The following is a 13,052-nucleotide window of genomic DNA, read 5'->3' as shown; positions in this document are numbered from 1 at the left end:
CGAGGACGGCCCCCCGGACCATCTGCGCTGGGGGGCCGTGGGGCTCGGCGCGGGGCTCGCCCTGGGGATCGGGGGGACCTGCGCCGTGCGACGGGCGGCGGCCCGGCGGGAGGGACCGCCGCCCGGGCCGCGGCAGGAGCTCATCGATCTGTGAGCGCCGGGCGTCCTCAGCCCAGGTCGATCTCCGGGTACAGCGGGAAGCCGGCCAGCAGGCCGGACGCGCGGTGCGCGATCTCGTCGGCGATCTTCGGGTCCAGGACGTGCTGGGCCTTCGACGGGGCGCCCTTGGAGGTCGTGCCCGGGACGGCCGTCGTCAGAACGCGGTCGATCAGGGCCGCGATCTCGTCCATCTCCGCCGTGCCCAGGCCGCGGGTGGTGAGCGCGGGGGTGCCGATGCGGATGCCGGAGGTGTACCAGGCGCCGTTCGGGTCGGCCGGGATGGCGTTGCGGTTGGTGACGATGCCGGACTCCAGCAGGGCCGCCTCCGCCTGGCGGCCGGTGAGACCGTACGAGGAAGCCACGTCGATCAGGTTCAGGTGGTTGTCGGTACCGCCGGTCACGAGCGTGGCGCCGCGGCGCAGCAGCCCCTCGGCCAGGGCGCGGGAGTTGTCGACGATCCGCTGGGCGTAGTCGCGGAAGGAGTCCTGCCGGGCCTCCGCCAGGGCCACCGCCTTGGCGGCCATCACGTGCGGCAGCGGGCCGCCGAGGACCATCGGGCAGCCGCGGTCGACCTGGTCCTTGAGCGAGTCGTCGCACAGGACCATGCCGCCGCGCGGGCCGCGCAGCGACTTGTGGGTGGTGGTCGTCACGATCTGGGCGTGCGGCACCGGGTCGAAGTCGCCGGTCAGGACCTTGCCCGCGACCAGGCCCGCGAAGTGCGCCATGTCGACCATGAGCGTCGCGCCGACCTCGTCGGCGATCTCCCGCATGATCCGGAAGTTCACCAGCCGGGGGTAGGCGGAGTAGCCGGCCACGATGATCAGCGGCTTGAACGCGCGGGCCGAGGCGCGCAGGGCCTCGTAGTCGATGAGCCCGGTGGCCGGATCGGTGCCGTAGGAGCGCTGGTCGAACATCTTGCCGGAGATGTTCGGGCGGAAGCCGTGGGTGAGGTGGCCGCCGGCGTCCAGGGACATGCCGAGCATGCGCTGGTTGCCGTAGGCGTGGCGCAGCTCGGCCCAGTCCTCCTCGGTCAGGTCGTTGACCTGGCGCACGCCCGCCTTCTCCAGCGCGGGGGACTCGACCCGCTGGGCGAGGACGGCCCAGAAGGCGACGAGGTTGGCGTCGATGCCGGAGTGCGGCTGGACATAGGCGTGGCGGGCGCCGAACAGCTCCTTGGCGTGCTCGGCGGCGAGCGACTCCACGGTGTCGACGTTGCGGCAGCCGGCGTAGAAGCGGCGGCCGACGGTGCCCTCGGCGTACTTGTCGCTGAACCAGTTGCCCATGGCCAGCAGGGTGGCCGGGGAGGCGTAGTTCTCGGAGGCGATCAGCTTGAGCATCTCGCGCTGATCGGCGACCTCCTGGCCGATGGCGTCGGCGACGCGCGGCTCGACGGCGCGGATCACGTCGAGGGCGGCGCGGAAGGCGGTGGACTCGGTGGAGACAGGCGCGGGCATCTCGGGCATCAGGGACCTCCGGACGTGGCGTTCGGCGTTCACGGTACGGCCCAGGCGCACGGCACACTTCTGCTCGGGCCGCTCCCCGATGGTCCGTCCCATCCCAGCGCGCCAGTCACGGCCCGCCGGCCAGCCTACCCGGCCGTTCGGACGGCGCGACACGCGACGCCGCCCGCGGACGGGTTCGCCGCGTCCACCGCGCGCGAGGATGAGCGGGGGGAAGCAGGGGCAGCAGGGTCACCCTCGTCGTCCGGGAGCCGCCGTGACCGCCACGCAGACACTCATCGCCGCCGCCGAGGCCCACGGCGCGCACAACTACCATCCGCTGCCGGTGGTCATCGCGTCCGCCGGCGGCGCCTGGATGACGGACGTGGAGGGCCGCCGCTATCTGGACCTGCTGGCCGGGTACTCGGCGCTCAATTTCGGTCATGGCAACCGGCGGCTGATCGACGCGGCCACCGCGCAGCTGGCGCGGGTGACGCTGACGTCGCGGGCCTTCCACCACGACCGGTTCGCCGACTTCTGCGCGCGGCTGGCCGAGCTGTGCGGCATGGAGATGGTGCTGCCGATGAACACAGGCGCCGAGGCCGTGGAGACCGCGGTGAAGACGGCGCGCAAGTGGGGCTACCGGGTCAAGGGTGTGCCCGCCGGGAGGGCGAAGATCGTGGTCGCGGGCGGCAACTTCCACGGCCGTACGACGACGGTCATCAGCTTCTCCACCGACCCGGAGGCGCGCGCGGACTTCGGCCCCTACACGCCGGGCTTCGAGATCGTGCCCTACGGGGATGTGACCGCGATGCGGGCGGCGGTGACGGAGAACACGGTGGCGGTGCTGCTGGAGCCGATCCAGGGCGAGGCGGGGGTGGTGGTGCCGCCGGCCGGTTATCTGCCGGCCGTACGGGAGCTGACCCGCGAGCGGAACGTGCTCTTCGTCGCCGACGAGATCCAGTCGGGGCTCGGCCGCACCGGACGCACCTTCGCGTGCGAGCACGAGGGGGTCGTCCCGGACGTGTACGTCCTCGGCAAGGCGCTCGGCGGCGGGATCCTGCCGGTGTCGGCGGTGGTGTCCAGCGCCGAGGTGCTCGGGGTGTTCCGGCCCGGTGAGCACGGGTCGACGTTCGGCGGGAACCCGCTGGCCTGCGCGGTGGCGCTGGAGGTGATCGCGATGCTGCGGACCGGCGAGTACCAGGCGCGGGCGGCGGAGCTGGGCGCGCATCTGCTGAGCGAACTGGGCGCGCTGACCGGCACGGGGCGGGTGACCGGGGTACGCGGGCGCGGACTGTGGGCGGGCGTTGACATCGCCCCCGCGTGCGGCACCGGCCGGGAGGTGGCCGAGCGGCTGATGCACCGGGGTGTCCTGGTCAAGGACACCCACGGGGCCACGATCCGGATCTGCCCGCCGCTCGTCATCGGCACGGAGGACCTGGACTGGGGGCTGGCACGGCTGCGTGGTGTCCTGGGCGTCTGACCGCCGCCCCGGGGGGACGCCGAGGAGATCCCTTCGGGGAGATCGGGGAGACCAGGGAGACCGGGGAGACCGCGGAAACCAGGGAGACCGTGGAGACCAGGGAGACCGTGGAGACCAGGGAGACCAGGGAGACCGTGGAGACCAGAGAGACCGCGGAGACCACGAAGACCAGGGAGACCAGGGAGGCCATGCCACGGAGGCCAGAGAGACCGCGGAGGTCAGAGAATCACGTGCGGCAGGAAGCGCGCGTACTCGTCCGTGACCAGGCCGGACGACTCGCGGATGCCGAGCCCCGCCGACTCGCCCTCGACGACCCAGGCGCCGAGGACCACCCGGTTGCCGTCGAAGTCCGGCAGGGGCGCCAACTCCTGGTAGCAGCAGGGCTCTTCGCGCAGCACGGGCTCGGCGCCCGGCCCGTGGAGCGTCACGCCCTCGCCCTCGCGGCCGAGCAGCGGCTTGGCGACGTAGCCCGTGGTGCGCGCCATCTCCCGCGGGCCGTCGAGGTAGGCGGGCAGCAGGTTCGGGTGGCCCGGGTACAGCTCCCAGAGGATCGCGAGCAGCGCCTTGTTGCTGAGCAGCATCTTCCAGGCGGGTTCGATCCACATCGTCGTGCCCGTGCCGCCGCCGTTGTCGAGGGTGTCGAGGACATGGCCGGCGAAGCGGTCGGTGGTGAGCCATTCCCACGGGTAGAGCTTGAAGCAACTGCGGATGAAGCGGAGTTGGTTGTCGACGAAGCGCTCGGACAGCGGGTCCCAGCCGATCTCCTCCATGGAGATCCAGTCGGTGTCGACTCCGGCCTGTTCCGCGGTCTCCTTGAGGTACGCGACCGTCATCAGGTCCTCGCCGAGTTGGTCGGCGCAGGAGTGCGCGAAGTACAGCGGACTGCCGGGCGGCAGCAGGGCGGACTGCTTCTTCCAGGCGGCGACCAGCCGTTCGTGCAGGGAGTTCCACTGGTCGGCGCCCGGGAAGCGCTCCTCCATCCAGAACCACTGGGGGCCGGCCGCCTCCACGAGCGAGGTGGGGGTGTCGGCGTTGTACTCCAGGAGCCTGGCCGGGCCCGTGCCGTCGTAGCGCAGGTCGAACCGGCCGTAGACGGAGGGGAGTTCGGCACGGCGGTGCCACGCCTCGGCGACCGCGCGCGCGACACGCGGGTCGGTGATGCCGAGGTCGGCGAACCGGTCCGTGGCGACGATGTGCCTGGCCGCGGCCAGGCACATGGCGTGCAGTTCCTCGACGACGTCCTCCAAGGCCTCCACCTCGGGGAGCGTGAAGGCGTAGTAGGCGCTCTCGTCCCAGTACGGGCGCAGGGAGTCGTCGGGGTAGCGGGTGAGCGGATAGATGAGGCCCTGCGCCTCGACGGTCTGCTGCCAGCCGGGGCGGGGCCCGATCGTGCGGCGTTCCACGGCGGGGCGCTCAGCCGCCGGACTTGCCGTGACCGCTGCCGAAACCACCGCGGTCGACGCCGCTGTGGCCGCCGCCGGAGCCTCCGGAACTCCGGGGCCTGGTGAAGGAGCCGCCGCTGACCCAGCCGTTCTTCTTCTTGCCGCCGTAGTACCAGGAGCCGCGGGCGGACGTCTTTCCGGAGGTGCAGTTCTTGTCGGCGACGACCTTGTAGCCCTTGGCGAGGGTGTAGCTGTCGCGGTCGACGCAGCGTCTGTCCGGGTCCGAGGAGCAGGCGGTGAGGGCGGCGGCGAGAAGCCCCATACCGCCGAGGACGACCGTGCCCGAGCGCAGTTGTCGGCGTGTGTCCGCCATGTTCGTGATCCCCCCGTCGTATGGGACGTCGTTGGTGTGACGTCGTTGAGATGTTGATGAATATCAGACTAGAGAGCTTGCTTCCGCCCGGCGCGCCCGCCCCAGCTCTCGCGGCCTGGCCTACAGTCGCACCGTGCTCTGGGGAATGGTGTGCGCACTCGGTGCGGCGGTCTGCTTCGGTACGGCGACGGTGCTGCAGGCGATGGCGGCGCGCGCGGCGGGCACGGGCGGGGGCGGGGACGCGGCACTGCTGCTGCGGGCCCTTCGGCAGTGGCGGTATCTGGCGGGGCTCGCACTGGACGGGCTCGGCTTCCTGCTGCAGATCGTGGCGCTGCGGTCACTTCCGATCTATGCGGTGGGGGCGGCGCTCGCCTCCAGCCTCGCGGTGACGGCGGTGGTCGCGGCCCGGCTGCTGCGGGTGCGGCTGACGCGGAGCGAGTGGGCCGCGGCCGGGGTGGTGTGCGCGGGCCTGGCGATGCTGGGGCTGGCATCCGGCGCGGAGGGGAACCGCGACGGGTCCACGGTGCTGCGGTACGCGATGCTGGCGACGGCACTGGCCGTGCTGGCGCTCGGGACTGCCGGGTCGCGGCTGCCGGGACGCGGGCGGGCGCTGGCGCTGGGGCTGGGCGCGGGGTTCGGATTCGGGGTGGTCGAGGTGGCGGTGCGGCTGATCGACGCCCTCACGCCGTCCGTCCTGCTCACCAATCCGGCGACCTACGCGCTGCTCCTGGGCGGCGGTGCGGCGTTCCTGCTGCTGACCAGCGCCCTGGAGCGGGGATCGGTGACGGTGACGACCGCGGGCCTGGTCGTCGGCGAGACGGTGGGGCCGGCCACGGTGGGGGTGGTGTGGCTGGGCGACCGCACCCGCGAGGGGCTGGCCTGGCTGGCGGTACTCGGCTTCCTCGTCGCCGTGGCGGGGGCGCTGGCACTGGCGAGGTTCGGGGAAGCGCCGGTTGCGGAAGAGGGCTCGTGATGATGCCGGCGGAGCCGGGCGGTTGAGGACTGCCGCCCGGCCGCCCGAACAAGCCCTGGGCAGGGGCCCCGTGCCCTCCGGCCGCCCGGAGCCCTGTCCTCTCCCCGCCCTCTCACGGCAGCACCCGGCACAGGGCCTCCAGTGCCCCCGCCCACCCGTGGTCCGGGGGCGTCCCGTAGCCCACGACCAGGGCGTCCAGCGGCTCGGCGGCCGCCCTCTCGTGGCGGTAGCGGCGCAGGCCGTGCACCGCCAGGCCCTGCCACGCCGCCGCCTGGACCACCGTCCGCTCGGTGCCGGGCGGCAGGCGCAGGACCGCGTGCAGGCCCGCCGCGATGCCCGTGACCCGGACATCCGGGGCGCGGGCGGCGAGTGCGTGGACCAGCGCGTCGCGGCGCCGCCGGTAGCGCAGCCGGGAAGCGCGCACCTGGCGGTCGTACGCGCCGGACGTGAGGAACTCCGCCAGGGTCAGCTGCTCCAGCGCCCCGCACATGTCGTGTCTGCCGTTGACGGCCGCGGCCTCCTCCGCGAGCCCCGGCGGCAGCACCATCCAGCCCAGCCGCAGCCCGGGGGCCAGGGACTTGCTGGCGGTGCCCAGGTGGACCACATGGTCGGGACCCAGGCCCTGCAGCGCCCCGACCGGCTGCCGGTCGTAGCGGAACTCGCCGTCGTAGTCGTCCTCCAGGATCAGCCCGCCCGTCCGCCGCGCCCAGTCGACGACGGCCGCCCGCCGGTCGGGGGGCAGGGGCACGCCCATCGGGAACTGGTGGCCGGGAGTGAGCAGCACGGCGCCCCCGTCCGGCAGTGCGCCGGTGTCGGTGCCCCGCGCGTCGAACGGGAGCGGCTTCGTGCGCAACCCCGCCTCCGCCAGGAGCTTCCAGTGCGCGTCGAGTCCGTAGGATTCGACGTGCACCACGCGGACACCGCGTGCCCGCAGCACCGCGCCGAGGATCGTCAGCCCGTGCGAGAAGCCCGCGCACACCATGACGCGTTCGGGGTCGGCGCGCACACCGCGTGCCCGGGACAGGTACTCGGCGAGTGCGGCACGCAGTTCCGCGCGGCCGCGCCCGTCGCCGTAACCGAGGGCGTCGTGCGGGGCCGCCGCCAGGACGCGGCGGGTGGCCTTCAGCCACTCCGCGCGCGGGAAGGCGGCGAGGTCGGGGGTGCCGGGCGCCAGGTCGTACTCGGGGTGCCCGGGCGCACGGGGGCGGGGCGCGGCGGGTGCGGGCCGCGGGCCGGGGGCGGTGCGCTCGGCCACCCGGGTGCCCGAGCCCTGGCGCGCGGTGAGCCAGCCCTCGGCGACCAGGTCGCCGTACGCCTCTGCGACCGTGTTGCGCGCCATGCCCAGGTCCGCGGCGAGCGAACGCGAGGAGGGCAGCCGGGTCCCGGGGGTCAGCCGGCCGGTGCGGACCGCCTCGCGCAGGGCGTCGGTCAGGCCCCGGCGCAGACCTGGTCCGGTCGGCTCCAGATGCAGGTCGACACCCAAAGTGGCCCATGCTCTGCCCATGGAAATGGACCATACTCCTGGGATACCTCGCTCCTAGGGTCGGGAGCATGCCCACGAACGATTACGCGCCCGAGCACACGCCCCGCCTGAGGTGGGCCCGGCACGCCCCCGAGGTCTACAAGATGATGATCCGGCTCGACGCCGCCGCCGGGCAGGGCCTCGACGCGAAGCTGCGCGAACTGGTCAAGATCCGCGCGTCGCAGATCAACCACTGCGCCTTCTGCCTCGACATGCACACCAAGGACGCGCTCGCGGCGGGGGAGAGCGTCGAGCGGATCATCCAGCTCAGCGCCTGGGAGGAGTCGCGGAACTTCTACACCGAGACGGAACTCGCGGCGCTGGAGCTGACGGAGGCGGTCACGGTCCTCACGGACGGCTTCGTGCCGGACGAGGTGTACGAGAACGCCGCCAAGCACTTCGACGAGGCGGAACTGGCCCAGCTGATCGCCGCGATCACGGTGATCAACGCATGGAACCGGTTCGGTGTGACGACCCGCGCGGTGCCGGGCCACTACCAGCCGGGGCAGTACTCGTGACGGCCCGCACGACGGTCCTCGACTCCGACGTCCGCGCCGCGATGCAGGCGCTGAGCGCCGCGGCGAAGAAGGGCCTCGGTGACCCGGCCCTCGCCGAGCTGGTCCAGATCCGCGCATCCCAGCTCAACCACTGCGCCTTCTGCCTGGACCTGCACCTCACGATCGCCCGCCGGCACGGCGTGAGCGAGCGTCAGCTGGACCTGCTGGACGCCTGGGAGGAGGCCGGGGAGGTCTTCGACGAGCGGGAGCGGGCCGCGCTGGCGCTGACGGAGGCGGTCACGGTGCTCGCTGGGGGCACCTCCCGGACGAAGTCCGGGGGAGGCTTCGTGCCGGACGAGGTGTACGAGAAGGCCGCCCAGCACTTCGACGAGGGGCGGCTCGCCCATCTGGTCGCCCTGATCACCGTCATCAACAACTGGAACCGGCTGATGGTCAGCCGGCGGATCCCGGCGGGGAGCACACGATGGTGAGCGGCACCGAGACCTTCCGGGCCCTGCATCATGGCCGGCTGCCGGGCGATCCCCTGGTGCTGCCCGGGCCCTGGGACGCGGCCAGCGCACGGGTGTTCGCGGACGCCGGGTTCCCGGCGCTCGCGACGCCCAGCGCCGGGGTCGCCGCCTCGCTCGGGTACGCGGACGGCGAGACGCCCGCCGACGAGATGTTCGCGGCGGTCGCGCGGATCGTACGGGCCGTCGACGTGCCGGTGTCTGCCGACGTCGAGGACGGGTACGGGCTGGCGCCGAAGGAGCTGGTGGAGCGGCTGCTGGAGACGGGGGCCGTGGGCTGCAACCTCGAGGACTCGCGCGGAGGGGTCCTCAAGGATCCGCGGGAGCACACCGACCTGCTCGCCCGGGTGCGGGCCGAGGCCGGCGACGCCCTGTTCATCAACGCACGCGTCGACACGTTCGCCCGCGGCGTCGCCGATCCCGAACGGGCCATCGAGCGGGCCGCGTCGTACGTCGCCGCGGGGGCCGACTGCGTGTACCCGATCGGCGCCCCGGCGGACCTGCTGCCGCTGCTGCGGGCGGGGATCCAGGGGCCGCTCAACGTGTACGCGCGAGCCGACGGCCCCTCACCGCGGCAACTCGGCGAGCTCGGCGCCACCCGCGTGACGTTCGGGCCGGGGCTGCAGCGCCGGGCGATGGCTGCCCTGGGCGAGATCGCCGCGCAGTTGGAGTGACCGCCATGCGACGGGGCACGCATCACTCCCGGCATGGAGTCTCTGAAAATGCGTCGGAAAGCGGGCAAACGTAATCTGACGACCAGGTACTCATGGAGGTGATGCGATGTCCCGGACCCGTGGCTTCACGAGGGCGGCCTGCGCGACGACGGCCGCGGCGGTGGGCCTGCTGTTCGCTCCCGGACTGGCCGGCGTCTCGGCGGCCCAGACCGGCGGTAACCCGGACCCGCGGCGACTGGCCGCACAGGCGCAGGAGGGGCTGCGGAAGGCGACATCGATCCGTATCGGCTACACGGACCACAGCGCGGCGGCGATGTCGAACAACCGTTTGCCGACATCGATGAGCCTCGCGCTCGACCGGGCCGGCAACTGCGCGGGCACCATGACGATGGGCGGCAACGGCGGCACCGTCGAGATCATCAAGCGGGGCGACGAGGTGTGGCTGAAGCCGGACGGCACGTTCTGGAAGGCGGAACTTCCCGGGCAACGGGGTATCGACGCGGCCACCTCGCTCACGGGCCGCTACCTCCACGGCTCCACCGCCGACGCGCTCCTCAGCGGCATCGCCGGCAGCTGCGACCTCAGCACCCTCCAGAAGGCCGCGACGGTCACCGCGCCCCCCTCCCTGACGGAGGGCCTCGCGAGGGCGCTGGACGACACGCGGGTGGTTCCCCTGTCCTTCACGGTGAACGGCCTGAAGTCGACGCTCTACATCACGACCGACATGCCGCGCCGTCTGTACCGGGCCACCCAGACGGGCCAGGGCACGAACCTGGACCTGACCTTCACGGACTACGACAAGCCGGTCCCGACGAGGATCCCGCCGACGAACGAGACGGTGGACATCTCGAAGGTCCGCGCCCAACTGCCCACGAAGTAGGGCGCCTCACGCCCGCCGGCGGTGCTTCCCGGCATGGACACCCTTACTTCCTTTGACTAAGGTCAAAGAACCATGGAGCGAGTGTCCAGTGAGCAGGTGACGGCCCTCCGGCGGTTCAACCGGTACTTCACCCGGCGGATCGGGGTCCTCGACGACCACTACCTCGGCCAGGACCGGCCGCTCGGCGAGGCACGGCTGCTGTACGAGATCGGGGACGGGGCCCCGCTGCGCGAGCTGCGGGGGCGGCTCGGGCTGGACGCCGGGTATCTGAGCCGGATGGCGCAGGCGCTCCAGACGCAGGGGCTGGTGCGGGTGAGCGTGCACCCGGACGACAGCAGGGTGCGGCTGGCGGAGCTGACGCCCGCCGGGCGCGTCGAGGTCGACGAGCAGAACCGCCGTGCCGACGCCCTCGCCGAGAGCCTGCTCACGGGTCTGACCGATGGCCAGCGCGCCGAGTTGACCGGCGCCCTCGGCACCGCCCGGCGTCTGCTGCGCCTGGCCGCCATCACGGTCGAACACGTCGACGGCGGCTGCGCCGACGCCCGCGCCTGCCTCGACGCCTACGCCGCCGACATCGACGCCCGCTTCCCCGAGGGCTTCGACCCCGCCGCCCTCGTGCGCCCCGAGGAGGTGTCCGCGGACGCCGGCGCCTTCCTGGTCGCCTACGAGGAGGGCCGTCCGGTGGGATGTGGGGCGCTGCGCACGCTGGAGCCCGGGGTGGGTGAGATCCGGCATGTGTGGGTGCACGCGGACGCCCGGCGGCTCGGGCTTGCCCGGCGCATCCTCGACGGCCTGGAGCGCCGGGCCGTCGCACACGGCCTCGACGTCGTACGCCTGGACACGCACGCCGTCCTGACGGAGGCCCAGGCGATGTACCGGGCCTGCGGGTACACGGAGATCCCGCGCTACGACGACAACGTGTACGCGGCCCACTGGTTCGAGAAGCGGCTCGGGGCGAGGAGCTGACCTCACCGTCTGCCGTCGGCGGCGAGGCTCCGCCCGGCTGAAGACACCGCGGACGCACCGATCCCCGGGCGGCGGGCACCCGGGGATCGGAGAGCTCGGCCGGGGAGGCCGGGCGGAGGCGGGTCAGATGAGGCCGAGGCCGCGGACCGCCTCGCGCTCCTCCTCCAGCTCCTTGACGGAGGCGTCGATACGGGCACGCGAGAACTCGTTGACGTCCAGGCCCTGGACGATCTCGTACTTGCCGTCCTTGCAGGTGACCGGGAAGGAGGAGATCAGGCCCTCCGGGACGCCGTAGGAGCCGTCGGACGGGATGCCCATGGAGGTCCAGTCGCCCTCGGCGGTGCCGTTGACCCAGGTGTGAACGTGGTCGATCGCGGCGTTGGCGGCGGAGGCCGCCGACGACGCGCCACGGGCCTCGATGATCGCGGCGCCGCGCTTGGCGACGGTCGGGACGAAGTCCTCGGCCAGCCACTTCTCGTCGTTCACGACCTCGGCGGCGCTCTTGCCGGCGACCGTGGCGTGGAAGATGTCCGGGTACTGGGTGGCGGAGTGGTTGCCCCAGATCGTCAGGCGCTTGATCTCGGTGATCGGGGTGCCCGTCTTCTTCGACAGCTGGGTCAGGGCGCGGTTGTGGTCCAGACGCATCATCGAGGTGAAGCGCTCGGCCGGTACGTCCGGGGCGGCGGCCTGGGCGATCAGCGCGTTGGTGTTGGCCGGGTTGCCGACGACGAGGACCTTGACGTCGTCCGCGGCGTGGTCGTTGATGGCCCTGCCCTGCGGCTTGAAGATGCCGCCGTTGGCCTCCAGGAGGTCACCGCGCTCCATGCCCTTCGTGCGCGGGCGGGCACCCACGAGGAGGGCGACGTTGGCGCCGTCGAAGGCGACGTTCGGGTCGTCGCTGATGTCGATGCCCTGCAGCAGCGGGAACGCGCAGTCGTCGAGCTCCATGGCCGTGCCCTCGGCCGCCTTGAGCGCGGGGGTGATCTCCAGGAGGCGCAGCCTGACCGGCACGTCCGCGCCGAGCAGGTGGCCGGAGGCGATGCGGAAGAGCAGTGCGTAGCCGATCTGGCCGGCCGCGCCGGTGACGGTGACGTTCACGGGAGTGCGGGTCATGGCGTTCTCCGTATGACAGCTGGCGGTGGGGCGCCGTCGCCCCGGGGGTACGGGATCTCACGGTCGGCGCGCGGCCGTGCCTGCCGCGGTGATCGATCAACGGAACAAATGATCGATCTCTTGGCGTCAAGAGAGATCCAGCGTCAGGCTATCGCGCATCCGGGATCCCGGACGGCCGGGTCCGTGTGGCCCGTCCCACAACCCGGCGTGGCGGCGGCCGCCCGCGACAGAAGGGGGACTGAGAGGCGGCCGCCGTGGGTGTCCTGCCGGACTCCCGTGGGGGGGCACCCCTGCGCATGCCCCGCGGCGGGACACTCATGCACGCCGTGCGGAGGTTCTTTCCGGGAAGAGGGGCGCTGCATGGTTGCGCGCGCCCTCCAGCCGACGGCGGCGCCCCGGCGTACGCCGCCTTCCCCCCCCGCCTGCCGCCGGGCACGCGCTACGCCGTGCACCCCTTCCGGCCCGACGTCAGCGTCACGCACGCCTTCGCCTCGGCCGCGTCCTTCACCGCCAGCATCGGGGTGTACGCGTCCGTGTCCGCCGCCTGGGTGACCGAGCCCGTCTGCTTCCGGGCGGGCGCGCCCGCCGACACCTCCGCGCGGTCGCCCTGCGCGGCCCGGGTGATACGGGCCCACGCGGCGCCGCACGTCTTGCTGTAACGGACCTCGACGAGGGTCGTGCCGACGGTGACGCTGGTGGTGGTCGTCGCCCGCGTGCCGCCGCAGCCCATGTCCTCCGGGTCCTTGCCGGTGCAGCCCGCGCCACCGCACTTGACGCCGGCGGGCAGGCCGGTGCCCGGTTGCGCCGACGTCGTGGACGGCTCGGGCGCGGTGCGGGGCCTCTTGCCGTCACCACCGGTGAAATGGAACGCCGCCCCGATCACCACGAGCGCCCCGCCCACGCCCACGAGGAACATCGTCAGCCGACGCCCGCGCCGCCCCCCGCCCGACGGGCCCCCGGTGTCCGGGCGGGCGTCGCGGGGCTCGCCGTCGGCCGTCGTCGGCCCGTAGGGCCAGGACGCGCCCGGCGTCCGCGCCGGCCCGCCCCCCGGCACCGGCGACCCG

The 13,052-nt window shown here is 73.0% G+C and carries 13 protein-coding genes and 1 riboswitch; of the genes, 7 read left to right on the top strand and 6 right to left on the bottom strand.

The window, feature by feature from the left end; all coding sequences use genetic code 11:
* Positions 1–167: 167 nt before the first annotated feature.
* Positions 168–1,613: a glycine hydroxymethyltransferase gene (locus tag ACFSL4_RS28390; RefSeq protein WP_381089095.1), complete on the bottom strand. Its 1,446-nt coding sequence runs from the start codon at positions 1,611–1,613 to the stop codon at positions 168–170.
* A 41-nt stretch (positions 1,614–1,654) separates the two neighbouring features.
* A riboswitch (ZMP/ZTP riboswitch) is annotated at positions 1,655–1,742 on the bottom strand.
* 79 nt (positions 1,743–1,821) lie between these two features.
* Between ACFSL4_RS28390 and rocD the strand changes: the two genes are divergently transcribed.
* Positions 1,822–3,081, top strand: coding sequence for an ornithine--oxo-acid transaminase (gene rocD / locus ACFSL4_RS28385; RefSeq protein WP_381088870.1), 1,260 nt, complete (start codon positions 1,822–1,824; stop codon positions 3,079–3,081).
* 218 nt (positions 3,082–3,299) lie between these two features.
* On the opposite strand, the gene ACFSL4_RS28380 is transcribed toward rocD, so the two are convergent.
* Together ACFSL4_RS28380 and ACFSL4_RS28375 are read right to left on the bottom strand one after the other, a co-directional pair.
* A complete protein-coding gene (locus ACFSL4_RS28380; protein ID WP_381088867.1) occupies positions 3,300–4,484 on the bottom strand; it encodes a glutathionylspermidine synthase family protein in 1,185 nt (394 codons plus the stop codon).
* A 10-nt stretch (positions 4,485–4,494) separates the two neighbouring features.
* On the bottom strand, positions 4,495–4,836 hold the full coding sequence (locus tag ACFSL4_RS28375) for a hypothetical protein (protein WP_381088864.1): 342 nt from the start codon (positions 4,834–4,836) through the stop codon (positions 4,495–4,497).
* A gap of 145 nt (positions 4,837–4,981) precedes the next feature.
* Here ACFSL4_RS28375 and ACFSL4_RS28370 point away from each other — a divergent pair, with 145 nt between their 5' ends.
* A complete protein-coding gene (locus tag ACFSL4_RS28370; protein ID WP_381089092.1) occupies positions 4,982–5,809 on the top strand; it encodes a DMT family protein in 828 nt (275 codons plus the stop codon).
* Positions 5,810–5,921: 112 nt separating this feature from the next.
* On the opposite strand, the gene pdxR is transcribed toward ACFSL4_RS28370, so the two are convergent.
* Positions 5,922–7,313, bottom strand: a complete 1,392-nt coding sequence (gene pdxR, locus ACFSL4_RS28365; protein WP_381088861.1) for a MocR-like pyridoxine biosynthesis transcription factor PdxR — start codon at positions 7,311–7,313, stop codon at positions 5,922–5,924.
* 47 nt (positions 7,314–7,360) lie between these two features.
* Between pdxR and ACFSL4_RS28360 the strand changes: the two genes are divergently transcribed.
* The 5 genes from ACFSL4_RS28360 to ACFSL4_RS28340 all read left to right on the top strand — a co-directional run bounded on the left by ACFSL4_RS28360 (position 7,361) and on the right by ACFSL4_RS28340 (position 10,875).
* On the top strand, positions 7,361–7,849 hold the full coding sequence (locus tag ACFSL4_RS28360; RefSeq protein WP_381088858.1) for a carboxymuconolactone decarboxylase family protein: 489 nt from the start codon (positions 7,361–7,363) through the stop codon (positions 7,847–7,849).
* The gene (locus ACFSL4_RS28355) at positions 7,846–8,319 is read left to right on the top strand and encodes a carboxymuconolactone decarboxylase family protein (protein WP_381088855.1); all 474 of its coding nucleotides are present in this window, start codon (positions 7,846–7,848) and stop codon (positions 8,317–8,319) included. Before ACFSL4_RS28360 ends, ACFSL4_RS28355 begins: the two co-directional genes overlap by 4 nt.
* Entirely contained in the window at positions 8,313–9,029 is a 717-nt protein-coding gene (locus ACFSL4_RS28350; protein ID WP_381088852.1) for an isocitrate lyase/PEP mutase family protein, read from the top strand. The genes ACFSL4_RS28355 and ACFSL4_RS28350 overlap by 7 nt, the downstream gene beginning before the upstream one ends.
* A gap of 106 nt (positions 9,030–9,135) precedes the next feature.
* Complete coding sequence (locus ACFSL4_RS28345; protein WP_381088849.1) at positions 9,136–9,909, top strand: hypothetical protein; 774 nt, start codon at positions 9,136–9,138, stop codon at positions 9,907–9,909.
* 72 nt (positions 9,910–9,981) lie between these two features.
* Complete coding sequence (locus ACFSL4_RS28340; RefSeq protein WP_381088846.1) at positions 9,982–10,875, top strand: bifunctional helix-turn-helix transcriptional regulator/GNAT family N-acetyltransferase; 894 nt, start codon at positions 9,982–9,984, stop codon at positions 10,873–10,875.
* Positions 10,876–10,998: 123 nt separating this feature from the next.
* On the opposite strand, the gene ACFSL4_RS28335 is transcribed toward ACFSL4_RS28340, so the two are convergent.
* Positions 10,999–11,988 carry a malate dehydrogenase gene (locus ACFSL4_RS28335; RefSeq protein WP_381088843.1) on the bottom strand — a complete coding sequence of 330 codons (990 nt, stop codon included), beginning with the start codon at positions 11,986–11,988 and terminating at the stop codon, positions 10,999–11,001.
* A gap of 439 nt (positions 11,989–12,427) precedes the next feature.
* The coding region (locus ACFSL4_RS28330; protein ID WP_381088840.1) for a DUF2690 domain-containing protein at positions 12,428–13,052 on the bottom strand (625 nt) is incomplete at its 5' end.

This window comes from Streptomyces caeni, from assembly GCF_042678285.1.
GTDB lineage: Bacteria > Actinomycetota > Actinomycetes > Streptomycetales > Streptomycetaceae > Streptomyces > Streptomyces caeni.
Note: the sequence above shows the minus strand (reverse complement) of the source record. Positions and strands in the feature narration are given on the sequence as shown.

Excerpts from the sequence above, each read along its gene's own strand:
- ACFSL4_RS28390 (WP_381089095.1), bottom strand. The coding sequence starts at position 1,613 with ATGCCCGCGCCTGTCTCCACCGAGTCCACCGCCTTCCGCGCCGCCCTC.
- rocD (WP_381088870.1), top strand. The coding sequence starts at position 1,822 with ATGAGCGGGGGGAAGCAGGGGCAGCAGGGTCACCCTCGTCGTCCGGGA.
- ACFSL4_RS28375 (WP_381088864.1), bottom strand. The coding sequence starts at position 4,836 with ATGGCGGACACACGCCGACAACTGCGCTCGGGCACGGTCGTCCTCGGC.
- ACFSL4_RS28370 (WP_381089092.1), top strand. The coding sequence starts at position 4,982 with ATGGTGTGCGCACTCGGTGCGGCGGTCTGCTTCGGTACGGCGACGGTG.
- pdxR (WP_381088861.1), bottom strand. The coding sequence starts at position 7,313 with ATGGGCAGAGCATGGGCCACTTTGGGTGTCGACCTGCATCTGGAGCCG.
- ACFSL4_RS28360 (WP_381088858.1), top strand. The coding sequence starts at position 7,361 with ATGCCCACGAACGATTACGCGCCCGAGCACACGCCCCGCCTGAGGTGG.
- ACFSL4_RS28350 (WP_381088852.1), top strand. The coding sequence starts at position 8,313 with ATGGTGAGCGGCACCGAGACCTTCCGGGCCCTGCATCATGGCCGGCTG.
- ACFSL4_RS28345 (WP_381088849.1), top strand. The coding sequence starts at position 9,136 with ATGTCCCGGACCCGTGGCTTCACGAGGGCGGCCTGCGCGACGACGGCC.
- ACFSL4_RS28340 (WP_381088846.1), top strand. The coding sequence starts at position 9,982 with ATGGAGCGAGTGTCCAGTGAGCAGGTGACGGCCCTCCGGCGGTTCAAC.
- ACFSL4_RS28335 (WP_381088843.1), bottom strand. The coding sequence starts at position 11,988 with ATGACCCGCACTCCCGTGAACGTCACCGTCACCGGCGCGGCCGGCCAG.